22 protein-coding genes are annotated in these 22,725 nt (G+C 66.0%); 11 read left to right on the top strand and 11 right to left on the bottom strand.

Annotated elements, in window-relative coordinates:
- Window positions 1-5: 5 nt before the first annotated feature.
- The 3 genes from CAL28_RS19100 to CAL28_RS19090 are packed head-to-tail and all read right to left on the bottom strand — an operon-like array spanning window position 6 to window position 2,692.
- Window positions 6-1,718, bottom strand: a complete 1,713-nt coding sequence (locus CAL28_RS19100; protein ID WP_094842833.1) for a PhoH family protein — start codon at window positions 1,716-1,718, stop codon at window positions 6-8.
- Window positions 1,719-1,775: 57 nt separating this feature from the next.
- Window positions 1,776-2,240, bottom strand: a complete 465-nt coding sequence (locus CAL28_RS19095; protein ID WP_094842832.1) for a peroxiredoxin — start codon at window positions 2,238-2,240, stop codon at window positions 1,776-1,778.
- Window positions 2,240-2,692 carry an Mth938-like domain-containing protein gene (locus CAL28_RS19090; RefSeq protein WP_094844715.1) on the bottom strand — a complete coding sequence of 151 codons (453 nt, stop codon included), beginning with the start codon at window positions 2,690-2,692 and terminating at the stop codon, window positions 2,240-2,242. Before CAL28_RS19090 ends, CAL28_RS19095 begins: the two co-directional genes overlap by 1 nt.
- Before the next feature lie 167 nt (window positions 2,693-2,859).
- Here CAL28_RS19090 and alaC point away from each other — a divergent pair, with 167 nt between their 5' ends.
- From alaC to thrC, 3 genes are read left to right on the top strand one after another with little or no spacing between them, the layout of a single operon-like run.
- Window positions 2,860-4,047 (top strand): alanine transaminase, encoded by a 1,188-nt coding sequence (gene alaC, locus CAL28_RS19085; RefSeq protein WP_094842831.1) that lies wholly within the window; start codon window positions 2,860-2,862, stop codon window positions 4,045-4,047.
- On the top strand, window positions 4,044-5,348 hold the full coding sequence (locus CAL28_RS19080; protein ID WP_094842830.1) for a homoserine dehydrogenase: 1,305 nt from the start codon (window positions 4,044-4,046) through the stop codon (window positions 5,346-5,348). The genes alaC and CAL28_RS19080 overlap by 4 nt, the downstream gene beginning before the upstream one ends.
- Window positions 5,345-6,754 carry a threonine synthase gene (gene thrC / locus CAL28_RS19075; protein WP_094842829.1) on the top strand — a complete coding sequence of 470 codons (1,410 nt, stop codon included), beginning with the start codon at window positions 5,345-5,347 and terminating at the stop codon, window positions 6,752-6,754. The genes CAL28_RS19080 and thrC overlap by 4 nt, the downstream gene beginning before the upstream one ends.
- 102 nt (window positions 6,755-6,856) lie before the next feature.
- Here the strand turns inward: thrC and CAL28_RS19070 are convergent, their stop codons facing one another.
- Together CAL28_RS19070 and CAL28_RS19065 are read right to left on the bottom strand one after the other, a co-directional pair.
- Complete coding sequence (locus CAL28_RS19070; RefSeq protein ID WP_094842828.1) at window positions 6,857-7,849, bottom strand: D-2-hydroxyacid dehydrogenase family protein; 993 nt, start codon at window positions 7,847-7,849, stop codon at window positions 6,857-6,859.
- A gap of 55 nt (window positions 7,850-7,904) precedes the next feature.
- Entirely contained in the window at window positions 7,905-8,894 is a 990-nt protein-coding gene (locus CAL28_RS19065) for a Bug family tripartite tricarboxylate transporter substrate binding protein (RefSeq protein WP_094842827.1), read from the bottom strand.
- 212 nt (window positions 8,895-9,106) lie between these two features.
- On the opposite strand from CAL28_RS19065, the gene CAL28_RS19060 reads away from it, so the two are divergent.
- Genes CAL28_RS19060 through crcB form a run of 3 tightly spaced genes read left to right on the top strand, consistent with a single transcriptional unit; the run spans window position 9,107 to window position 11,307 of the window.
- The gene (locus tag CAL28_RS19060; protein WP_094842826.1) at window positions 9,107-10,057 is read left to right on the top strand and encodes an ATP-binding cassette domain-containing protein; all 951 of its coding nucleotides are present in this window, start codon (window positions 9,107-9,109) and stop codon (window positions 10,055-10,057) included.
- 2 nt (window positions 10,058-10,059) lie between these two features.
- A complete protein-coding gene (locus CAL28_RS19055) occupies window positions 10,060-10,881 on the top strand; it encodes an ABC transporter permease (protein ID WP_254926171.1) in 822 nt (273 codons plus the stop codon).
- Between the two features lie 48 nt (window positions 10,882-10,929).
- The gene (gene crcB, locus CAL28_RS19050) at window positions 10,930-11,307 is read left to right on the top strand and encodes a fluoride efflux transporter CrcB (RefSeq protein ID WP_094842825.1); all 378 of its coding nucleotides are present in this window, start codon (window positions 10,930-10,932) and stop codon (window positions 11,305-11,307) included.
- 97 nt (window positions 11,308-11,404) lie between these two features.
- On the opposite strand, the gene hpnE is transcribed toward crcB, so the two are convergent.
- From hpnE to hpnC, 3 genes are read right to left on the bottom strand one after another with little or no spacing between them, the layout of a single operon-like run.
- Window positions 11,405-12,724, bottom strand: coding sequence for a hydroxysqualene dehydroxylase HpnE (hpnE, locus tag CAL28_RS19045; RefSeq protein ID WP_094842824.1), 1,320 nt, complete (start codon window positions 12,722-12,724; stop codon window positions 11,405-11,407).
- Entirely contained in the window at window positions 12,721-13,584 is an 864-nt protein-coding gene (hpnD, locus tag CAL28_RS19040) for a presqualene diphosphate synthase HpnD (RefSeq protein WP_094842823.1), read from the bottom strand. Before hpnD ends, hpnE begins: the two co-directional genes overlap by 4 nt.
- Window positions 13,585-13,596: 12 nt before the next feature.
- On the bottom strand, window positions 13,597-14,433 hold the full coding sequence (hpnC, locus tag CAL28_RS19035; protein ID WP_094842822.1) for a squalene synthase HpnC: 837 nt from the start codon (window positions 14,431-14,433) through the stop codon (window positions 13,597-13,599).
- A gap of 103 nt (window positions 14,434-14,536) precedes the next feature.
- On the opposite strand from hpnC, the gene alr reads away from it, so the two are divergent.
- Window positions 14,537-15,682, top strand: a complete 1,146-nt coding sequence (gene alr / locus CAL28_RS19030) for an alanine racemase (protein WP_094842821.1) — start codon at window positions 14,537-14,539, stop codon at window positions 15,680-15,682.
- Window positions 15,683-15,687: 5 nt separating this feature from the next.
- Here alr and CAL28_RS19025 read toward each other — a convergent pair whose 3' ends face one another.
- Together CAL28_RS19025 and CAL28_RS19020 are read right to left on the bottom strand one after the other, a co-directional pair.
- Entirely contained in the window at window positions 15,688-16,857 is a 1,170-nt protein-coding gene (locus CAL28_RS19025; protein WP_094842820.1) for a CaiB/BaiF CoA transferase family protein, read from the bottom strand.
- 10 nt (window positions 16,858-16,867) lie between these two features.
- Window positions 16,868-17,578 (bottom strand): GntR family transcriptional regulator, encoded by a 711-nt coding sequence (locus tag CAL28_RS19020; RefSeq protein ID WP_094842819.1) that lies wholly within the window; start codon window positions 17,576-17,578, stop codon window positions 16,868-16,870.
- Window positions 17,579-17,697: 119 nt separating this feature from the next.
- Between CAL28_RS19020 and CAL28_RS19015 the strand changes: the two genes are divergently transcribed.
- The 3 genes from CAL28_RS19015 to CAL28_RS19005 all read left to right on the top strand — a co-directional run bounded on the left by CAL28_RS19015 (window position 17,698) and on the right by CAL28_RS19005 (window position 20,346).
- Window positions 17,698-18,435 carry an enoyl-CoA hydratase/isomerase family protein gene (locus tag CAL28_RS19015; protein ID WP_254926170.1) on the top strand — a complete coding sequence of 246 codons (738 nt, stop codon included), beginning with the start codon at window positions 17,698-17,700 and terminating at the stop codon, window positions 18,433-18,435.
- A gap of 103 nt (window positions 18,436-18,538) precedes the next feature.
- A complete protein-coding gene (locus CAL28_RS19010; RefSeq protein WP_094842817.1) occupies window positions 18,539-19,516 on the top strand; it encodes a tripartite tricarboxylate transporter substrate binding protein in 978 nt (325 codons plus the stop codon).
- Between the two features lie 38 nt (window positions 19,517-19,554).
- Window positions 19,555-20,346 carry an MBL fold metallo-hydrolase gene (locus CAL28_RS19005; protein WP_094842816.1) on the top strand — a complete coding sequence of 264 codons (792 nt, stop codon included), beginning with the start codon at window positions 19,555-19,557 and terminating at the stop codon, window positions 20,344-20,346.
- Here the strand turns inward: CAL28_RS19005 and CAL28_RS19000 are convergent.
- Entirely contained in the window at window positions 20,315-21,283 is a 969-nt protein-coding gene (locus CAL28_RS19000; RefSeq protein ID WP_254926169.1) for a Bug family tripartite tricarboxylate transporter substrate binding protein, read from the bottom strand. The two genes, CAL28_RS19005 and CAL28_RS19000, sit on opposite strands and share 32 nt — an antisense overlap.
- A 217-nt stretch (window positions 21,284-21,500) precedes the next feature.
- Here CAL28_RS19000 and CAL28_RS18995 point away from each other — a divergent pair, with 217 nt between their 5' ends.
- Entirely contained in the window at window positions 21,501-22,721 is a 1,221-nt protein-coding gene (locus tag CAL28_RS18995; protein WP_094842815.1) for a CaiB/BaiF CoA transferase family protein, read from the top strand.
- Window positions 22,722-22,725 lie beyond the last annotated feature (4 nt).

The raw sequence follows: 22,725 nt of genomic DNA, 5'->3' as shown, positions 1-22,725 counted from the left end.
GTTCCCTACAGGACGTCGCCGGCGTAGTCGGCCAGCCTGGAGCGTTCGCCCCGCTGCAGGGTGACGTGGCCGGAATGCGGCCAGCCCTTGAAGCGGTCGACCACATAGGTCAGGCCCGAGCTGCCTTCCGTCAGGTACGGCGTATCGATCTGCGCGATATTGCCCAGGCAGATGACCTTGGTGCCCGGACCGGCGCGGGTGACCAGGGTCTTCATCTGCTTGGGCGTCAGGTTCTGCGCTTCGTCGATGATCAGGTATTTGTTCAGGAAGGTTCGACCCCGCATGAAGTTCAGCGACTTCACCTTGATGCGCGAGCGGATGAGATCCATCGTGGCCGCCCGGCCCCAGTCGCCGTTGCCATCGCCGTCGCCCATGTTCAGCACGTCCAGGTTGTCCTCGAGCGCGCCCATCCACGGCAGCATTTTTTCTTCTTCCGTGCCGGGAAGGAAACCGATGTCTTCGCCCACGGGCACAGTGACCCGCGTCATGATGATCTCGGTATAGCGCTTGGTTTCGAGTACCTGCGTCAGGCCGGCGGCCAGGGCGAGCAGGGTCTTGCCCGTGCCGGCCTGGCCCAGCAGCGAGATGAAATCGCATTCCGGGTTCATCAGCAGGTTCAGGGCGAAATTCTGCTCGCGGTTGCGCGCCGTGATGCCCCACACATTGTTCTTGCCATGCGTGTAGTCGCGCAGCGTGGCCAGCACCGCCGTCTTGCCGTTCACTTCACGCACCTGGGCGTAAAGCGGCATCTGCCCTTCGAAATAAACGAACTGGTTGACCACGAATTGCGCGCACAGCGGCCCGCTGATGCGGTAGAAGGTGGTGCCGCCCTGCTGCCAGGATTCGACGTCCTTGCCGTGCTTGTTCCAGAAGTCTTCCGGCAACTGCATCACGCCGGTGTAGAGCAGGTCGGAGTCTTCCAGTACCTGGTCGTTGAAATAGTCCTCGGCCGCCATGCCGAGCGCGCGGGCCTTCAGCCGCATGTTGATGTCCTTGGACACCAGCACGACTTCGCGCTGCGGGTATTTTTCCTGCAGGGCGCGCACCACGCCCAGTATCTGGTTGTCCGCCTTGCCCATGGGCAGGTCGGAAGGCAGCGTGCTGTGAATGGCGGTGGTCTGCAGCAGCAGGCGCCCATTGGCGTCCTTGTTGCCCAGCGCATTCAGCGCCAGCCCTTCGTCCAGCTTGACGGTGTCGCTGACCAGCGCGTCCAGCGAACGGCTGACCTGGCGCGCGTTGCGCGCGACTTCCGACATGCCTTTCTTCTGGTGGTCCAGCTCTTCCAGCGTCATCATCGGCAGGAAGATGTCGTGCTCTTCGAAGCGGAACAGCGAGCTGGGATCGTGCAAAAGGACATTGGTGTCCAGCACGAACAGCTTGCGCACGCCCGTTTCGCTGCGTGCGCGGGTCTTGCGTGTCGGTGCCGGGGCGGCGGCGGGGACGGGGCTGGGCACCGATGGCCGCAGGCCCGGGGCGGCGGGCGCCACGGCGGCCGCTTCGGCCGGCATCGCCTTGCGGCCGGATTCCTTGCGCGCCGTGGTTTTACGGGGGGAGGCTGCCTGCGGGGCGGCGATACCGGTCAGCTGCGGCTGGACGAGTTCCGGTTCCGGCTGGTCCGCCTGCGATTTGGCCGCGCGGGGCGCGGTCGTGCGGGCGGCTTCGCCCGAAGGGAAGGTCAGGATGGCGGCGGGACGGGTGGGCAACTTGGGAAGCGGCATGGAGTCACTCTCCTTGGGGGGCCGGCAAAATCGCCTGACGGGGACTACGGGAATCGGTCAACCGATACTTTTGGCGGCCTGCAGGACTTCCTTGGCGTGACCGGGAACCTTGACCCCGCGCCATTCCTGCACCAGCACGCCATAGGCATCGATCAGGAAGGTGCTGCGTTCAATACCGCGCACCTGCTTGCCATACATATTCTTCTGTTTGATGACGCCGAACAGATTGCATACGGTTTCGTCCGGGTCGGTAATGAGGGGAAAGGGCAATTCGTATTTGCAGCGGAAGTTCTCGTGGGATTTGAGGGAATCGCGCGAAATGCCGATCACCACGCAGCCCGCGCCCAGGAAGGTTTCATGCAGGTCGCGAAAATCCTGGCTTTCGGTCGTGCAGCCTGGCGTGTTGTCCTTGGGATAGAAATACAGAACCACCGCGCGGCCGCGGCATTGTTCCAGGCTGATCGGCCCGATGGTGCTTTCAGCGGTGAAAAGAGGGGCCGGTTTGCCTATGATCGGCTTCATTATTGGGATTCTCCGGTGGGGATCAGGGCGACGACCACGCGCCGCCCCTCCGACATCAGTATGTTGTAGGTGCGCGCGGCCGCCTGGGTATCCATGGTCTCGATGCCGATGCCCGCCGTCAGCAGCGGGCGCAGCACCTCCGGGCGCAGGAAGCGCTGGCGGGCGCCCGTGCCGATGAGCAGCACTTCGGGAGCGTTGGGGGGCAGGGCGGGCGCGGAATCGGGCTCGTCCAGGAAGGCGAGCGGATCGCGAACCGGTTCGGGCAGGCCGGCGGCCTGGCGCAAGAGCGCGGAAGTGATCTGGTCTGCCGCCCTGACCGGCCATTCGGCGACGGCGCCTTCGGGGCCGAACGCGACCGCGTGGGAAAAACGTACCTGGTTGACTTCGATATATCCGTCACCGTATGCGGTCACGGTATTCAGGGCCGACTCAGGCTCAGTATGCAGCTTCAATAAGGACTCCGGCTTGTTGTGCGGATGATAGCGCATCGCAATGCAGGCATGTTGCGCGCCCAACACGGGGGAAAACGCTATTTTCCCCGTCATTTGCCGGCCTGCCCGCCATCGGCTAGATTATCGGGTTAGCCCATAATTCCACACCCGCATCAAGGATTCCCGTCATGAGGAACTTCTCGCGCATCGAGCGCCTGCCGCCATACGTTTTCAATATCACGGCCGAATTGAAAATGGCGGCGCGACGGCGGGGGGAGGACATCATCGACATGTCCATGGGCAACCCTGACGGCGCCACGCCGCGCCACATCGTCGACAAGCTCATCGAGGCGGCGAACCGTCCCGACACCCACGGCTATTCCGTATCCAAGGGAATTCCCAGGCTGCGCAAGGCGATTTCCGACTGGTACCAGCGCCGCTATGCCGTGGATATCGATCCGGACAGCGAGGCGATCGTCACCATCGGGTCGAAGGAAGGCCTGGCCCACTTGATGCTGGCCACCCTGGATCGGGGCGACACGGTGCTGGTGCCCAATCCCAGCTACCCCATCCATATTTATGGCGCGGTGATCGCCGGCGCCAATATCCGGTCGGTGCGGATGACGCCCGGGGTGGATTTCTTCGAAGAGCTCGAACGCGCGGTGCGCGAATCCATTCCCAAGCCCAAGATGATGGTGCTGGGCTTCCCCAGCAACCCCACCGCCCAGTGCGTGGACCTGGGCTTCTTCGAGCGCGTGGTCGCGCTGGCCAAGGAGCACGACATCCTGGTGGTGCACGACCTCGCCTACGCGGATATCTGTTTCGACGGCTATGTCGCGCCGTCCATCATGCAGGTGCCGGGCGCGCGCGATGTGGCGGTGGAATTCTTCACCATGAGCAAGAGCTACAACATGGCGGGCTGGCGGATCGGCTTCATGGTGGGCAACCGGGAACTGGTGCACGCGCTGGCGCGCATCAAGAGCTATCACGACTACGGGACGTTCACGCCCATCCAGGTGGCGTCGATCGCCGCCCTGGACGGCCCGCAGGACTGCGTCAAGCAGGTCGTGGAACAGTACCGCAGCCGGCGCGACGTACTCGCCCGGGGCCTGCACGAGGCCGGCTGGAATGTGGAAATCCCCAAGGCCTCCATGTATATCTGGGCGCAGATTCCGGAGCCCTACAAGGCCCTGGGATCGCTGGAATTCTCCAAGCGCCTGCTGGCCGACGCCAAGGTCGCCGTGTCCCCCGGGATCGGCTTCGGCGAATACGGTGACGACTATGTGCGCTTCGCGCTCATCGAGAACGAGCAGCGCACCCGCCAGGCTGTGCGCGGCATCAAGGAAATGTTCCGCAAGGACGGATTGCTGAAATGAATCCCATGAAGGTAGGCCTGCTGGGCCTGGGTGTGGTGGGTGGCGGAACCTTCACGGTCCTGTCGCGCAACGCCGAAGAAATCGCACGGCGCGCGGGGCGCCGCATCGAAGTCAGCCATATCGCCGTGCGCGATGCCGCCAAGGCGGCCAGCCGCGTCGGCGACGCGGCGGTGGTCACGACCGACCCCTACGAAGTCGTGCGCAATCCGGATATCGACATCGTCGTCGAGCTGATCGGCGGCGATACGCTGGCCCGCGAACTGGTGCTGCAAGCCATCGCCGAGGGCAAGCATGTGGTCACGGCCAACAAGGCGCTGCTGGCCAAGCATGGCAACGAGATTTTCGCGGCCGCCTCCGCGCGCGGGGTCATGGTGGCGTTCGAGGCCGCGGTGGCCGGCGGCATTCCCATCATCAAGGCGATCCGCGAGGGGCTGACCGCCAACCGCATCGAATGGGTGGCCGGCATCATCAACGGCACCACGAATTTCATCCTGTCCGAAATGCGCACGCGCGGGCAGCCTTTCGCGGAAGTCCTGGCCGAGGCGCAGCGCCTGGGCTATGCCGAGGCCGACCCCACTTTCGATATCGAGGGCATCGATGCCGCGCATAAGCTGACGCTGCTGGCGTCGCTGGCGTTCGGCGTGCCGGTGCAGTTCGACAAGGCCTATGTGGAAGGGATCTCCGCGCTGGCGCAGGAAGATATCGCGCATGCCGAGCGGCTGGGCTATCGCATCAAGCTGCTGGGTATGACGCGTCGCCGCCCGGATGGCATCGAATTGCGGGTGCATCCGGCGCTGATCCCGGCCGAGCGCCTGCTGGCGAACGTGGAAGGCCCCATGAACGCCGTGATGGTGCGCGGCGATGCGGTGGGTCCCACCTTGTACTACGGGCAGGGCGCCGGCGAGGAGCCCACCGCATCGGCCGTGGTGGCCGATCTGGTGGACGTCACGCGCCTGCACACGGCCGATCCGGGCAATCGCGTGCCGCACCTGGCGTTCCAGCCGGACGCAATGTCGGACACGCCCATCCTGTCGATCGATAAAGTATCGACGTCTTTCTACCTGCGCCTGCGGGTCGATGACCAGCCTGGCGTGCTGGCGGATATCGCGCGTGTCCTGGCGGAACACCGGATCTCCATCGGCTCCATGATCCAGCAGCCCTCGCATATCGGCGGCGCCGACATCATTTTCCTGACGCACCAGGCCGTCGAAGGCGATGTCAGCACGGCTATCGGCCGCATCGAAGGCCTGCCTTTCGTGCGTTCGCGGGTCACCCGCATCCGCATGGAGTCCCTGTCATGAAATACGTTTCCACCCGTGGCGGCATGGCGCCGCAGAATTTTTCCGACATCCTGCTGGAAGGCCTGGCGCCCGACGGCGGCCTGGCCGTTCCCGAGGTCCTGCCGCGCCTGTCGGCCGATACGCTGGCCGCGTGGCGCGGCCTGCCGTATGCCGATCTGGCGTTCGAGGTCTTGCGCCTGTTCGCCGACGACATTCCCGCGGACGACCTGCACCGCCTGACGCGCGCGGCCTATACGGAACAGATATTCGGCAGCGAGGATATCGTGCCGCTGCGGCCGCTGACGGATGGAATGAGCCTGCTGGGCCTGTCCGACGGGCCGACGCTGGCGTTCAAGGACATGGCCATGCAGTTCCTGGGCCAGGTCTTCGAATACGTGCTGGCCAAGCGTGGAACGACGCTGAACATCCTGGGCGCGACCTCGGGCGACACGGGGTCGGCGGCGGAGTACGCGCTGCGCGGCAAGAAGGGCGTGGCGGTATTCATGCTGTCGCCCCACGGCCGCATGAGTCCCTTCCAGCGTGCGCAGATGTACTCGCTGCAGGATGCGAACATCCACAACATCGCCGTGCGCGGCGTCTTCGACGATTGCCAGGACATCGTCAAGCTGCTGGCTGGCGACCTGGAATTCAAGGCGGCCTGCCGGCTGGGCGCGGTCAATTCGATTAACTGGGCGCGTATCGCCGCCCAGGTGGTGTATTACATCCACGGCTGGCTGCGCGCGACGACGCGCGCCGACCAGCAGGTGTCTTTCGCCGTGCCATCGGGCAATTTCGGCAATATCCTGGCCGGTCATATCGCCCGCCGCATGGGCTTGCCGGTGCGCCGCCTGGTACTGGCCACCAACGAGAACAACGTGCTGGAGGAATTCCTGCGCACGGGGATCTACCGGCCGCGCTCGGCCGTGGATACCTACGCCACGTCCAGTCCGTCCATGGATATTTCGCGCGCGTCCAACTTCGAGCGTTTCGTCTACGATCTGGTCGGGGGCGACGCGGCGCGGGTGAAGGCTTTGTGGCGCGAACTGGCGGAAACCGGGCAGTTCGACCTGTCGGCGATGCGCGGTTCGTTCACGTCCGAGTACGGTTTTGTCGGCGGGGTCAGCACGCATGCGGATCGCCTGGCGACCATCCGGTCGACGTATGACGACAGCGGCGTGCTGATCGATCCTCACACCGCCGATGGCGTGAAGGTCGCGCGTGCCTACATGGAAACCGGTGTGCCGATGCTGGTGCTGGAAACGGCGTTGCCGGCGAAGTTCTCCGACACCATCCAGGAAGCCCTTGGCCGGCCGGTGCCGCCGCCGTCCGGGATGGCGGACCTGGAGTCGCTGCCGCAGCGGGTGCAGATCATGGACTGCGATGCACAGGCAGTGAAGGCCTACGTCAAGGCGCACGCGGTATTGTAGGAAGCGCCAGCCGAAGAAGGCCGGGCGTGGCCCGGCCTTCCCGCGATCCCCGTTGTTTCAGTTACCGTTTTTAAGCATCCGGCCCGTGCGGGCCGGGGCGATTCATCCGCGCCCGGCCGTGGCAGCGCCCCGGGCCAGCACCTCCGGATTCACCAGATTCGTGGGCGCGCCCGCGCAGAATGCATTGATGTTGTCGAACGCCGTGCCGAAGTAGGCTTCGTAATTGTCTTTTTCGACAAAGCCCAGGTGCGGTGTGCACAGGGCGTTGTCCATGCCCAGCAGCGGATGGTCCGCGCCCAGGATGGGTTCGGATTCGAAGGTATCGATAGCCGCGTAGCCGGGGCGGCCGGCGCGCAAGGCGGCTTCCAGCGCCCCCGGCGCGATCAGCTCGGCGCGGCTGGTATTGACGATCAATGCCGAGGTCTTCATGCGCGCCAGGTCCGCGGGGCCGATCACGCCCTGCGTGCCGGGGCCCAACCGCAAGTGCAGGGTAAGTACGTCGCTGCCGGCAAAGAAGTCGTCGCGGCTGGGCGCGACTTCGATACCATCCTCGCGCGCCTGCCGCGTGGAATCGGGCCCGCCCCATACCCAGACCCGCATGCCGAAAGCGCGGCCGTAGTTCGCGACCTGGCGCCCGATGCGTCCGTAGCTCCAGACACCCAGGCGTTGTCCGCGCAGTTCCTGGCCCAGCGTGCCCTGCCACAGGCCGGCGCGCAGGCGGTTCGCCTCGGTCACCAGGTGGCGCCGGCTGGCCAGCATCAGCGCCCAGGTCAGCTCGGCTGTGGCCGCGCCGGACCCGGACCCTTCCGCCACCGCCACGCCGTGCGCGGTGCAGGCAGCCACGTCGATGTGCGGAGCGACCTTGCCGATCTGGCTGATCAGGCGCAGCGTCGGCAGCCGGCGCAGCAGCGCGTCGCCGACCTGGGTGCGTTCGCGTGTCAGCACGATGGCCTCGGCGTCGCGAAAGCGCTCGGCCAGCGCATCGATATCCTTCACGTTGTCGTGAAAGATCGTCACGTCGTGGCCGGCGAGCCGGGCATAGCAGTCCAGGCCGCGTATGCAGTCCTGGTAGTCGTCGGGGATGGCGATACGCATGGATGTCTCTTGAAAAGTGCGTTACGCGCGGCGAGGCGCTGGACGCGGCCGGCGATCAGCCGATGGAGATGTGCAGGCGGCTGATCGTGTCCTTCCATTGCGCCAGATCGTCGTGGATCAGGCTGGCGAACTGCGCGGGCGGCATACCGCCTGGATCGATGCCGACCGATGCCAGGTATTGCCGGGCTTCATCGCTGCCCAACGCGTCGCGCACGGCGGCGTAGAGCGCCTGGCGCGTGGGCTCCGGCGTGCCTGCCTTGATCAGCGCGCCGTACCACGCGTGGATGTCGAAACCGGGATATCCCGAGGCGGCGATAGTCGGCACGTCGGGCAAGGCCTTGGCGCCGGCGGCGGGCGCGGCGGCCAGGGCGCGCAGTTTGCCGGCGCGCAGGTAGGGCAGCAGCGTCGGCGTATCGAGGAACATGAACTGCAGCCGGCCGGCCAGCAGGTCCGTCAGGGCGGGCGCGGCGCCGCGATAGGGCACATGCGTGACCTGCAGGCCCGCGCGGTCGGCGAACAGCGCGCCGGCCAGGTGCGCCGAGGTGCCGTTGCCGGAGGAACCGTAGCTCATGCTGCCGGGCTTGGCCTTGGCGGCGGCGACCAGCTCGGCCAGCGTCCTGGCTTCGGCGTCGGCGCGCACGACCAGGATATGCGGAATGAAGGCCGCGACGGTGATGGGCTCGAAGTCTTTTTCGGCGTTGTAGGCGACCGGCATCATGGCCGGGGTGGTGACCAGGGTAATGGAGGACAGCACCATCGTCGCGCCGTCGGCGGGCGCGCTGCTGACGGCATTGAGCGCCACCACGCCGCCCCCGCCCGGCCGGTTATCGACGACCACGGGTTGCTTCAATCCGGGGCTCATGATCTTGCCGAGCAGGCGTCCCAGGCTGTCGACCGGTCCGCCGGGCGCGAACGGCACGATCAGCCGCAAAGTCTTGTCCGGCAGGGCCGGCGATTGAGCCAGCGCGGCGCTGGGCAGCCATGAGGCGGCTGCGACGCCGGCGGCCGCCGTGAGCAAACGGCGGCGGGAAGGTGAATGCTGCATATCGTGTCTCCACATCCGGCAAATATGGCGCCGGCGTAACGCGGGCCGCAGTCGTGGGCACGCGTGTTTGTTTGTGCGGCCAGTGTAGAGGACGGCAGGGGGCCGGCGCGGTGTTCATTTCCACACAGTGGAATTGGCCGTTTCGCCTCTCGCACAAACGGCGTATCGCCCGGTGTATCGGCGGCGCGCCCGGGCAAGGCTAGAATGCGGCGATGACTCGCGCCACGACGCTCCCCCAGTCCGATCAGGCAGCCCTGCGCATCGAAGGGCTGTGCAAGCGCTACAACGGGCGGCCCATCGTCCAGGATCTTTCGTTTTTCCTGCGGCGCGGCGAATGCTATGGACTGCTGGGCCCCAACGGCGCCGGCAAGACGACGACGCTGCGTACGCTGCTGGGACTGACTCCCTACGATGGCGGCCGTATCGAGCTGCTGGCCCATCCGATCCCGTCGCAGGCCAGCCAGGCGCGCATGAAAGTGGGCGTGGTCCCGCAGATGGACAACCTGGATCCGGATTTCACCGTGGCGGAGAACCTGCTGGTCTTCGGCCGCTATTTCGGCCTGCGCGACGCGCAGATCCGCGAGCGCATTCCGGGCCTGCTGGAGTTCGCCGCGTTGACGGCCAAGGCGCGATCGCGCATCGGCGAGTTGTCCGGCGGCATGAAGCGGCGGCTGACGCTGGCACGCGCCATGATCAACGACCCCGACCTGATCGTGATGGACGAACCCACCACCGGCCTGGATCCGCAGGCGCGCCATTTGATCTGGGAACGCCTGAAAACCCTGCTGGCGCGCGGCAAGACCATCCTCCTGACCACCCATTTCATGGACGAGGCGGAACGGTTGTGCCACAGGCTGGGCGTGATCGACCGCGGACGCATGATCGCCGAAGGCACGCCGCGCGCGCTGATCGAAAAGTACGTCGAACCGCAGGTGGTGGAGATCTATGGCGACGGCCTGCCGGACTGGCTGCAGCGCCAGCAGGCGGGCTTGCCTGCGCGTGTGGAAGTCAGCGGGGAAACGGCGTTCTGCTATACGGACGATGCCGAGCCTATCGTCCGCGCCCTGCGCGGCGAGACGGGCTTGCGCTATCTGCATCGGCCCGCCAATCTTGAAGACCTGTTCCTGCGGCTGACAGGCCGCGATATGCGCGAGGACACCTAGCGATGGCGGCATCCGACAACGCGGCGGCGGTGCGCCCGGCCATGCCGGGCCTGTGGCGCTGGCCATGGCCGAGCGCCCGCAGTTTCGCCGTGATCCGCCGCAATTTCCTGGTGTGGCGCAAGACGGCGCTGACGACCATCCTGGGCGACGTGCTGGACCCCATGGTGGCGCTGCTGGCGCTGGGCTACGGGTTGGGCGGCATGCTGCCCGGCGTGGAAGGCGTGCCTTACGTGACGTATCTGTCGGCCGGCTCGATCTGCGTGGGCGCGCTGTACGGCGCCACTTTCGAGGCCACCTATAGCGCGTTTTCGCGCCTGCAGATACAGCGTACCTGGGACGCGATGCTGAACACGCCGCTCAGCCTGGACGACGTGGTGTGGGCCGAAATCCTGTGGGCCGCGGCCAAGGCCATGAAGAGCGGCATCGCCATTCTGCTGGTGGTGATCGCCCTGGATATTTCGCGCGCCGGGACGCTTGCGTGGATTCCCCTGGTGTTGCTGCCGATGGGCGTGCTGTTCGCCGCCATGTCGATGATCGTCAGCGCGCTGGCGCGCGGCTACGACTTCTTCATGTACTACTTCACGCTGGTCATTACGCCCATGGTCTTCCTATCCGGCGTGTTCTTTCCCGTGTCTCAGCTGCCGGCGCCGTTGGTCGCCGTGATGCGCTGGCTGCCGCTGTCGCCCGCGGTCGACATCCTGCGGCCGCTGGTGCTGGGGCACTATCCTCCGACGCTATGGGCCGACCTGATTCAGCTGATTGTCACCGGGGTGGCGGCGGTGTGGGGCGCGGCCGTGTTGATGCGCCGGCGTTTATTGCGATAATCCCCCCTTGTTTTCAACGGGACGCGCGCATGCGCGCGCGTGGCGGTCATGTTCACTGTCGGGAATTTCCTCGCGATCGGTATCGGCGCCACCCTGGGCGCCTGGCTGCGCTGGGTGCTGGGGCTGTTCTTCAACGCGGGCGCCTGGCCGTGGGGCACCATGGCGGCGAACCTCGTGGGTGGATACCTGATCGGCGTCATGGTCGCCCTGGTCGCCGGGCACCCGGACTGGCCGGCGTGGATACGGTTGGCGTGCATCACCGGTTTCCTGGGCGGGCTGACCACTTTCTCGACGTTCTCGGCCGAGACCGTCGCCTTCATCGAAGAGGGGGCCTACGGGGTGGCGCTGACCTACGCGGGCGCCAGCCTGGCGGGCTCGCTGCTCTTGACGGCGGCGGGGCTCTATACCGTACGCAGTCTGGCCTGAGCCGCCGCGGCAGTCCGGCGAACGGACGGCGCGCGACGCGGCCGGATCGCGCGCGATTGTTATGCCGGTTGTCCGGAACGCAAAGGACCGTGCCGCTTCAATGCGCGCCGGGCGACAGGATCGCGGCCGCCGCGCGCAGGCCGCCGCGCACGGCGCCTTCCAGGACGGCCGGATACCCTGTGTCGGTCCAGTCCCCGGCCAGCGCCAGGCCCGGCCAGGCCGTTTTTTGCGCCGGTCGCGCGACGGCCGGCAAGGCCAGGAACGTGGCGCGTTTGTCGATCAGCAGCGCGGATCCCACCACGGGCGGCATGGGCGGCAAGCCGCGCCGGGCGGCCTGCTCGCGCACTTGTCCGGCGATCGCGGCGATTGCCTGCTGGCGGTCCCGTTCCGCCACTGACGCCGCCGCGCTTACCACTACCGCGAGTTCGGTGGCACCGCCGGCATGGCCGGCCAGCGACGTTTTATCGAAGATCCATTGGCCGTGGTGGCCGCGGGCCGGGTCGTCAGCCAGCATCATCATGCACCGCGGCAGTGGCCAGGGTGCGGCCAGCTTAAGCGTCAATGTGGCGATGGGCGAGTGCGGCATATCCGCCAGTCCGGCCGCCAGCGCATGCGCGGCGCCCTGCGCCAGCATCCGGGCCGCGCTCTGGGGCGGGACGGCGACCACGGCGGCGTCATAGCGGTCGCCATCGACAGCGACACCGTTCGCGTCCGGCGCCACGCTATGCACGGTATGGCCGTAGCGCATATGCACGCGCGCCGCGGCCGCGTCGGGCCACAAGGCCGACAGATCCCCACGCGGCAACAGGATGTCGGTGGCCGCGCGCGGGCCGCCCAGGCTGTCGCGCAGCACGTTGGCATAGAGCTGGGCGCAGGCCTGTTCGATGGGCGTGTTGAGCGCTGCCAGGCACAAGGGTTCCCACAGCAGGCGCGTGGCCGGCGCGGACTGGCCGTGGCGGTCCAGCATGGCCTTGACGGTCGTGCCTTGCGGCACGCGCCAGGCCGCGGCGCGCAGGCCACGCATCAGCCGCATGCAGCCCAGGCGGTCGCGCCAGGACAGGCCGCGTGCCGACAGCAGGGCCACGGCGGCATGCCACGGTGCCGGCAGGCGTGGCGCTGCCAGCGTGAACCCGCCATCCAGCGCGACCAGATTCAGCGGCTGCCGCAGGAACAGCGTATCGGGATCGCGGCCCAGGCGACGCATCAGGGCCAATGTGTCGGTGTAGGCGCCCAGCAGGATGTGCTGGCCGTTGTCCAGCGGCGTGGCGAATTCCTCGTCGGCCGGCTGGCCGACCCGCTTGGCGCGCCCGCCAGGCGTGTGCGCCGTTTCGTACACCGTGACGTCGCAGCCGGCTTCCCGCAAGGCCGTTGCCGCGGCCAGGCCCGACCAGCCGGCACCGACGACGGCGGTTTTCATCGCGCCAGTCGGCGCACCAGCCCGCGGCCGCCGCCGACCCAGGTTTTCCAGGCCAGCCACAGCTTGCGCACGGGCGTCAGCGAAATGCGCTGGTGCAGCACTTGCCAGTCGTCGCGTTCGATCTCGTCCAGCAGCGCATGATAGATAGCGGCCATCATCAGGCCCGGCCGTTGCGCCCGCCGGTCGGCTTCCGGCAGCGCCGACATCGCTTCCGTGTACAGCGCGCGCGCGCGCGCCGCCTGGAAGGCCATCAAGGCGCTGAAACCGGGCGAGTAGCGGCCGTTCAGGATATCCGCCGCCTTGACGTCGAACTGCTGCAGGTCTTCGATGGGCAGATAGATCCGGCCGCGGCGCGCGTCGTCCCCGACGTCGCGGATGATGTTGGTCATCTGGAAGGCCAGCCCGAGTTTTTCGGCATAGACCAGGGTCGACGGATCGGTGTAGCCGAAGATCGCGGCGGACATTTCGCCGATGACGCCCGCCACGTGCCAGCAGTACTTGCGCAGGCCGGGCCAGTCCAGGTAGCGCGTCTGGTCCAGGTCCATTTCCATGCCGTCGACCACCGCCAGCATGCGGTCGCGCGGGATACCGTAGACCTGCAGATGCGGCTCCAGCGCGCGCGTCACCGGATGTTCCGGCTTGCCGCCGTACATGCGATCGATCTCGGTGCGCCACCATGCCAGCTTGATGCGGGCCACGGAGACATCGCTGACTTCGTCGACCACATCGTCCACCTCGCGGCCAAAGGCATACAGCGCGGTGATCGCGCGCCGCCGTTCCGGAGGCAGGAACAGGAAAGCGTAATAAAAGCTGGATCCGCTCTTGGCGGCCTTGTCCTGGCAGTATTCGTCGGGAGTCATTTCAGTGATCCATTACGCCTTGCGCCACACGCGCCACATCATGACGACCCAATCTTTCGCACCCAGTCGAGGGCGATTCAAGAACACGTCGTAGCGTGCCTGCTCGATGCGTTCCAGTATACGGAGCGCGCCCTGGACCACCAGCCGCAGCTCCAGGCCGACGCGGCCCGGCAGGCGTCGGGGCAGGGCGGCGCCGGAGTTTAACAGCGACCGCGTCCGGCCGATCATCTCCGCCATCAGCGATTCCCAGGCCGGTGTCAGCCGGCAGGTGGCGATGTCCTCTTCCGTGACGCGATGCCGGCGCAGCGCGTCCTGCGGCAGGTATACGCGGTCCTTGCGCCAATCGATATGCACGTCCTGCCAGAAATTCGTGAGCTGCAGCGCCGTGCAGATCGCATCGGCATCGCGCAGATTGTCCGGGCTTTCGGCCCGATACAGGGCGAGCATCAGCCGGCCGACCGGATTGGCCGATCGGGAACAATAATCCAGCAGCGCGGCATCGTCGGCGTAGCGCTTGACCGCCACGTCCTGTTCGAACGCCGACAGCAGGTCGTAGAACGGCGTGATGGGCAATTGATGGCGCGCGATGGTCGCGGCGAGCGGGTCGAAGATCGGCGCCAGGGCCGGGTCTGCCACGGCGCGCTCGCCTGGCTTGCCCTGGGCGATGCGGTGCAGTTCGGCGCGATATGCGGCCAGCGCCGCCAGCCGGCTGGCGTCGTCCGCGCTGCCTTCGTCGGCGATATCGTCGGCGCTGCGCGCGAAGCGGTAGATATCGCCGACCGCCACGCGCAGCCGGCGCGGCAGCAGGATCGATGCGACAGGGAAGTTTTCGTAGTGGTCGACGGCCATAACGGCGGATAGGCGCCCGTTCCGTGGGATCGGGCATTTTATGCTGTCACGGCGAGGGGGGTATGCGGATCGGGTAGACTTGTCGGGCTCCAGGATAGCTGCTATGCCCAGACCGATTTCCGTCACTATTTCCGTTTCCGCCCTGTCGCACAACTTGGCCGTCGTCCGCCGGCATCTCGATCAGGCTGCCGCGTCGGCGTCCGGGGCGGACGGCACGCAATGGGTGGCGCCGTCCATCTGGGCGGTCATCAAAGCGCACAGCTATGGCCACGGGACGGCACAGGGTGTAGAGGGGTTCGCGCAGGCCGATGGGTTGGCGATGCTGGATCTTGCCGAGGCCCTGGAATGCCGCGAATCGGGATTCGCCCGGCCCATCCTGCTGCTGGAAGGGTGTTTCGAACCGACGGACCTGGAGCTGGCCGACCGCTATCGCCTGACCTCCGTCGTGCATAGCCGCGAACAGCTGGATATGCTCGCGCATAGCCGGCCCGCGCGCCCGCTGGACGTCCTGCTCAAACTGAACAGCGGCATGAACCGGCTGGGTTTCGCCCCCGACGCCTATCGGGCCGCGCATGCGCGCGCGCTGGAATTGCGCGACCGGGGCATAGTGGGCAGCATCGGCCGCATGACGCATTTCGCCAACGCCGACGGCCCCGCCGGCGTCGCGGAACAACTGGCGGTCTTCCAGCGGGTGACGGGCGACCTGCCGGGCCCGGTCAGCATCTCCAATTCCGCCGCCACGTTGCGCTATCCGGAAATCGCGCTGGCGCGTCCGGGGACGGCAAGCTGGGTGCGTCCCGGCATCTGCCTGTATGGCGCCTCGCCGTTCGCCGATGCCGATGCGGCTTCGTTCGGATTAAAACCGGCCATGTCGCTGCGCTCGCGCATCATCGCCACGCAAGACCTGCGCGCGGGGGACACGGTGGGATATGGCAGTCTCTTCACGGCAGATGCGCCCATCCGGATCGGCGTGGTCGCCTGTGGCTATGCCGATGGCTATCCCCGCCATGCCGGCACCGGGACCCCGGTCGTCGTGGCCGGCACCCGCACCCGCCTGCTTGGCCGCGTGTCGATGGATATGCTGGCGGTGGACCTGACGCCCGTACCGGACGCCGGCGTCGACGCCCCGGTTTCCCTTTGGGGCGCCGACGGCCCCTCGGTGGACGAAGTCGCGCAGGCAGCCGGCACCATCGGCTACGAATTGCTGTGCGCGCTGGCCAAGCGCGTGCCGGTGCGTACCGTTTCCTGAGCCTTTTATCCTGCGTCCGCGAGTTCGGCGCGTATCTTGTCGCCATGCTCGTCGATCATGGGCGCGCGCTCGGAAAACGCCGGATCGTGGCCTGGCCGGGTGCGAACGGGCGTGCGTACGGCCCGATATGAAAATCCATCCGCCTCGACATTAACGAACAGCCCGCGCGCTTTCAATTGCTCGTTGTCGGCCATTTCGGGAATGGAGTTGATCGGGCTGCACGGGATGCCTGCTTCGCCGACGATCTTCAGCCAGTGTTCGCGGCCAGCCTTGCCCAAATGCGCTTCGAGCTCGCTCTTGAGCGCTTCGCCGTTTGCCAACCGGTCCTTGGGCGTCCGGTACAGCGGGTGTTCCTGGAGCTCCGGTAAGCCGATCGCCTTCACCAGGTTGCGGTACATCGCGTCGCCGACGGTGCAGATGACGATATAGCCATCTGCGCAGGCGAACGTATCGAAGGGCGTGATAAGCGGATGACGGGATCCCACCCGCCCGGGCTCCTCGCCCGTGACATTGTGGCGCATGTAATGGCTTTCCAGCAGCGCCACCTGGCAATCCAGCATGGCGACATCCACCCGGCTGCCGCGGCCGGTGCGTCGGCGTTCGTTGACCGCCGCGAGGATGGCCAGTGCAGCATAAACGCCCGCGCACAGGTCGCCGATGGAGGTTCCGACCCGTGTGGGCGGGCCGTCGGGATAGCCATTGATGCTCATCATTCCGCTAAGTGCCTGCACGACCAGATCGTATGCGGGGAGATCGCGCCAGGGGCCCGTTTGGCCGAAGCCCGAGATAGACCCGTATACGAGCGAGGGATATCGGCCGGCGAGGAACTCGGCGGAGTAGCCCAGCTTGTCCATGACGCCGGGACGGAAGTTCTCGACCAGGATGTCGGCGCCTTCGAGCATGTTCTCGAGGATCGCGCGGTGTTCGGGGTTCTTCAGGTCGAGCGCTATCGACTCCTTGCCGCGGTTGATCGACATGAAGTAGGCAGATTTCCCGTCTTCGATAGGGGGCACATAGCGCGAATCGTCGCCGTTGCCGGGGCTCTCGATCTTGACGACGCGTGCCCCGAGGTCGGCGAGCAGCAGCGTGCAGTAAGGGCCGGACAAATAGCGTGTCAAGTCGACGACGATCAGGTCGCTAAGGGGACCGGTCTTGCCGGAGCGGGAAAGTGCCATGTATGCCTCTCTAGGTTTCCTCGGATGGGAGGGATGCCGCCCGGCTCGTGTCCGCGATGAACCCGTCGGGCAATGTCATTAGGAATTCGGCGAACGACCTGCCGGCCACCGCGATGTGATCGACCGCGGCGCGGAATGCCGCCATTTCGTCCTGCTTCTCGATTGCTTCCAGGATGCGTCGGTGGTCGGCCGCGGACTCCGTCATGCGTCCCGGCTGGTGAAAGTTATTGCGCCGGTACAGCTGCGACCGCTTGCGCAGGATGGTGACCTCCCGGGTCAGGAAATCATTGCGGCAGCTGGCGTAAAGCAACTCGTGGAACGCCATGTTCTCGCGGGCGTAAGCCTCGACATCGCCCTGGGCGGCCGCTTGGTCGCAGCGGTCGACGAACTCGCGTAGCGAGGCTACGGCCTCCGGAGCGATGCGGCGGGCGGCCAACATGGCGCACAACCCTTCCTGGTAAGCCAGCAATTCGAGGAGCGCGAGCAGATCCTTGCTGGAGAGCTTCGCGACAAATGCGCCGCCTCGCGAAACGCGATAAGCCAATCCCTGGACCTCCAGCAACTGGATGGCTTCCCGGATAGGCGTGCGGGAAACGCCGTAGCGCTCCGCCAGCACCAGTTCATCGAGCGGTTCCCCCGGGGCGTAGGCGCCAGCCAGCATGTCCTCCTCGATCTTGTCGCGGATGACAAGGGCGAAGTTGGTCTTGACCTTCTCTTTCATATTGCAAACCTCAATGTATAAATTATAGAATGAGCTATATAAATTACGCAAACGGACTTATGAATTAAATGAGTACAGAAAAACCATCGCAGACACCGTCCCTGAATGTGGAAGGATACTTGGCGCGCATCACGCTGCGTCGCCCCGCCTATGCGAACCGCCTGGAACCCGAGGATCTTGGCGTCCTGCTGGACTTTTGCGCCCGGCTGACCGCCGACCGGACAATCCGCGCCGTGATGCTGGAGGGGGAGGGGCGGCATTTCTGCTCCGGGTATGACATTCGGCACATCATGTCCATCGCCGGCAATGCACCCAGCGGCCCGCTCGATAACCCCTTCGAGGCCGTGGTGGAAGCGGTGGAGCGGCTGCCGCAGCCCACGATCGCACGCCTGCATGGCGGGGTGTACGGCGGCGCGACGGACCTTGTGTTGGCTTGTGACCTGCGCATCGGGACCCCGGCCACGGAGATGTTCATGCCGGCCGCCCAGCTGGGGCTGCTGTATTACCCGTCGGGCATACGGCGGTTCACCGAGCGCCTCGGCGCGCGCTACGCCAAGGAATTGTTCCTGCTGGGAGAAAAACTCGACGCGGCTCGCATGCTCCGCATGGGTTTTCTCAATGAACTGGTCGCAGAAGATGAACTGGACGCCCGTGTCGCCCAGCTGACCTCACGCTTATGTGGGCAGGCCCCCTTGGCCATTCGCGGCGCCAAGCATGCCATCGATGCAATGGCCCGCGGCGACTTCGACCTGGCCGCTTTCAAGGAGCGTGAAGCCGAGACATTGCGTTCGGCGGATCTCAAGGAAGGCGTGGCCGCGTGGACGGAGAAGCGGGCCCCCAACTTCCAAGGCCGCTGAGCCGCTCCGCCACGTTCGAGACGGGGCGGTGCGCTGCCCCGGCATATCGCCATCTCGATTTTCGACGCAAGCCCCAACCACCCATGGACACGAGGAGACATCAATGTCCAGCATTACCCATCGTAAGTTACTTCTTGCAGTATCCGCGCTTTCTTTGTCACTGCTGGGCGGCGCCGCTCATGCGGCCGACTACCCGTCGCGGCCGGTTCGTCTGATCGTCACCTATCCACCCGGCGGAGGCGCGGATATCGTCGCTCGTCTGGTCGCCGCGAAGATGACGACATCCCTGGGAGAACAATTCATTGTCGAGAACCGCCCCGGGGCGAATGGGCAGATAGGCGCGAATACGCTGGCACGCAGCGCGCCGGATGGCTATACCGTGATGCTGGACGCCACGGGGTTTTCCATCAATCCCGCCCTTTACGCGTCATTGCCTTACGATGCAAAGAAGGACTTCATTCCGGTGTCGGTGCTGGTGAAGTTTCCCAATATCCTCGTGAAGAACCCGAAGTTTCCCGTCGACGATGTGAAATCGTTGGTCGACCTGGTGCACAAGGAACCTGGCAAAATTTCGTACGCCTCATCCGGCACGGGTTCGGTACAGCACCTCGCGGGCGCGCTTTTCGCCAGCAAGATCAAAGGCCAGCTTTCGCATATTCCCTATAAGGGTGGCGGCCCGGCCTTGACGGATGTAGCCGGCGGTCAACTGCCGATCATGTTCGCAAATGGCGCTTCGGCACTGCCCTTCATTCAAAGCGGTAAGGTCACGCCGCTCGCGACCACCGGCTCCGAGCGCAGCGCCGCCTTGCCCGGCATCCCTACGATGACCGAGGCCGGCACGCCGATGCAGGCCTATGAATGGAACGCATTGTTTGTCCCCGCCGGTACTCCGGCGGCTGTCGTCGATAAGCTCGCGGCTGCGGCGCACGCCGCGGTCAACGACCCCACGGTACGCAAGCAGTTGATCGACATGGGCGGCGAGCCCATGGGCGCATCTCCGGCCGACTCCGCGCAGTTCATCGCGGACCAGATGCATACGTGGAAGGACGTTATCGCGGAAAACCACATCAAGGCCAACTGACGCGCGCGAGCGGGCACCGACGTTAGAGGAGTAATCGCATGTACGAGATCGATGTGCTGGTCCAAGGATTCCCTGGCCGCAGCCTGTTTCATGGGACGCTGGGCTGGAGCACCATCACGCTGCTGCGCGGCGCGGGCCGCCGCGTTCTCGTGGACGTCGGCGCATTCGGTGTGCGTCATTTACTGGCAAAGCAACTGGGCGAGCTGGGGGTTCGCGCGGAGGACATCACCGACGTCGTCCTGACGCACGCGCATTATGACCATGCCGTGAACTTCACCCTGTTTCCCAACGCCACCGTATGGATAGGCGCGCAGGAGCTCGAATGGGCGGCTGCCAGGGGGCCGGGCTTCGACCCCTTGCCGGAACTCTATGTGCGGGAGCTCGCGACCTCTGCACGCACGCGGCTGATAAGCGCGGGGGACTCCTTCCTGCCCGGGTTTCTCGCCGTCGGTGCGCCCGGTCATACTCCAGGCCATCTGCTTTTCTACGTCGAGGGATCGGAACACCCTTTGCTCTTCACGGGGGACGCCGCCAAGAACCGGGCGGAGCTGCTCTCCATGTCGGTAGCAGACACGTACGACCCGGACGCCAGCCGGGACACGCTTGCCTTGATCTGGCAATACTGGGCGCGGGCGCCGCGTACGTTATTGATACCTGGACACGACCTGTGCATGCGACTCGACGAGAATATGCAGCCGCGCTATGTCGGCGAGCGGCGTGCAGCCATGAATGTCTGGATGGGGGACTCCATGGAACCGTGGCGCATCGATCTGTGCCGCTGCGGCGATACCCACACGCTCAGTCCAAACGCGCCCCCGACGCTTCTATGACCTTTTTCCATTTCGCCGATTCGGCCTGGATCAGCTCGCCCATGGCTTGCGGCGTACTGCTTTGCGGCAGCAGCCCGATTTCCATCATGCGGGCGCGCAGGTCCGGCGACTTCAATACCTGTACCACGGCGGCGTTGAGTTGTTCGATGACGTCCGGTGGCGTACCGGCCGGCACGGAAAGGTAGTTCACGGGCGATGAGTCGAAGCCGGGCAGTTCCCGGCCGATGGGCGGCACTCCAGGCAGCATGGGAAGTTCGGCCGGCGTCGTGACGCCCAGGGCCTTCACCGCGCCCGACCGGATGTATGGCAAATAGACCGCGACGCTATCGATGGCGATTTCCACCGTGCCGCCCAGAATGTCGCGCAGCGCGGCGGCCGTGCCGGGATAAGGCACGTGATCGATCTTCACGTCCGCCATCGACTTGAACAGTTCCACCGATAGATGGCTGCTGGCGCCGATGCCGGCGCTGGCGAAACGCACCTGGTGCGGATGTGCGGCGGCATATCGGATCAATTCGCGTACGGTGGATACGTCCAGGCCTTTGCCCGCCACCAGCACGCTGGGGATCACGGCAAGCTCGGACACCGGGACCAGATCCGTGGCCGGATCGTAGGGCAGGTTCTTCATCAGGTATGGATTGGTGATCTGCGGTCCGGGCGTGGTGTAGAGCAGGGTGTAGCCATCCGGCGTGGCGCGCGCCACCTGTGTGGCGCCCAGGGTACCGCCGGCGCCTGGTTTGTTCTCCACGATGACGGGTTGTCCCAGCAGTTTGCCCAGGGGCTCTGCGATCATCCGGGCGGTAAGGTCGGCGCCGCCGCCCGGGGTGAACGGGACGATCATGCGCAGCGGGTGATTGGGAAAGTTCGTGGCCGCGACCGCCGTCCCCGCCATGGCGGACAGCACCCACAGGGCGGCGGCCCGCAGGAATATCAGCATCGTGTTGTCTCCGGTCTCGTTATGGCAATGCGGCGCGGCATGGTTTGCCGTGCCGCGGTTCGTTCGCTCGTGGGCCTGGATGGGCGGACCAAAGATACCGCGTCGCGGCGCCGCGCGCCGTGGCGCCAGCCACATATCAGCTTTGTGTTCCGGGGTCGTACCTTCGATCGTTTGCGGTGACTAGACTGGCCGCACATTCAGGAATCGGGGGTAGGCCTTGCAGCCGCTGTTATCGAATATCAAGGTACTGGACCTGAGCCGCGTCCTGGCCGGGCCGTGGGCCAGCCAGATCCTGGCCGATCTGGGGGCGGACGTGATCAAGGTGGAGCGCCCGGGGCGGGGCGACGACACGCGTGCCTGGGGGCCTCCTTTCCTTAAGGACCGGGACGGGCGGGATACCGAGGACGGTGCCTATTTCATCGCCACCAACCGCGGCAAGCGATCCATCACGCTGGACCTGCAGACGGCGGACGGCCAGGACCTGGTAAGGGCGCTTTGCCGCGACGTCGACGTGGTCCTGGAGAACTACAAGGTCGGAACGTTGGCGCGTATGGGCCTGGATTACGCCACGCTGTCCGCGATAAACCCGCGCCTGGTGTATTGCTCGGTGACCGGCTTCGGCCAGACCGGGCCGCGCGCGGCCGAACCCGCCTACGACTTCCTGATCCAGGCCATGGGCGGCCTGATGAGCGTCACCGGCGAGCGCGACGACAAGCCCGGCGGCGGTCCCCAGAAAGTCGGCGTGCCCATCGTCGATCTGAGCACCGGCGTGTATGCGGCCCTGGGCATCGTGGCCGCGCTGCTGCGCCGCACACAGACGGGCCAGGGCGAATACATCGATGTCGCCATGCTCGATGTGCAGGTCGGCTTGCTGGCGAACCAGGCGATGAATTTTTTGCTGGGCAATCGCGTGCCCCGCCGCACGGGAACATCCCATCCCAATATCCAGCCGCAGCGTACCTTCAATTGTGCCGACGGCGACATCGTCGTCGTGGTGGGCAACGATGCCCAGTTCGTCACGCTATGCGAGGCGATCGGCCAACCGGAATTGGCCCGCGACGAGCGGTTCGGCACCAATGCCCAGCGCGTGAAGAACCAGGAAAGCCTGGATCCGATCCTGGACGCGGTCTTCGCCAGCCGGCCGCGCGGAAACTGGCTGGACGCGCTCAAGCGGGCCGGCGTGCCGGCCGGTCCCATCAACGCCGTGCCGGAGGTCTTCGATGATCCGCAGGTGGTCCATCGCGGGATGCTGCGCCATCTGCCGCATCCGGTGGCGGGCTCCGTGCCGCAGGTGATGAATCCCCTGCGCTTCGGCGGTGCCGCGGCGCATGCGGACCGCGCACCGCCGCTGCTGGGCGAGCATACGGCAGAGGTGCTGGCCGGACTGGGCCTGAGCGAGGCGCAGATCGATGCGCTGCGCGCGCGCAAGGTTATCTGAATCC

Origin of the sequence: Bordetella genomosp. 11 (assembly GCF_002261215.1) — a bacterium.
In the GTDB taxonomy this organism is placed as follows: Bacteria; Pseudomonadota; Gammaproteobacteria; order Burkholderiales; family Burkholderiaceae_B; genus Bordetella_C.
The sequence above is the reverse complement of the archived record's forward strand: the minus strand, read 5'-3'. Positions and strand labels throughout refer to the sequence as shown.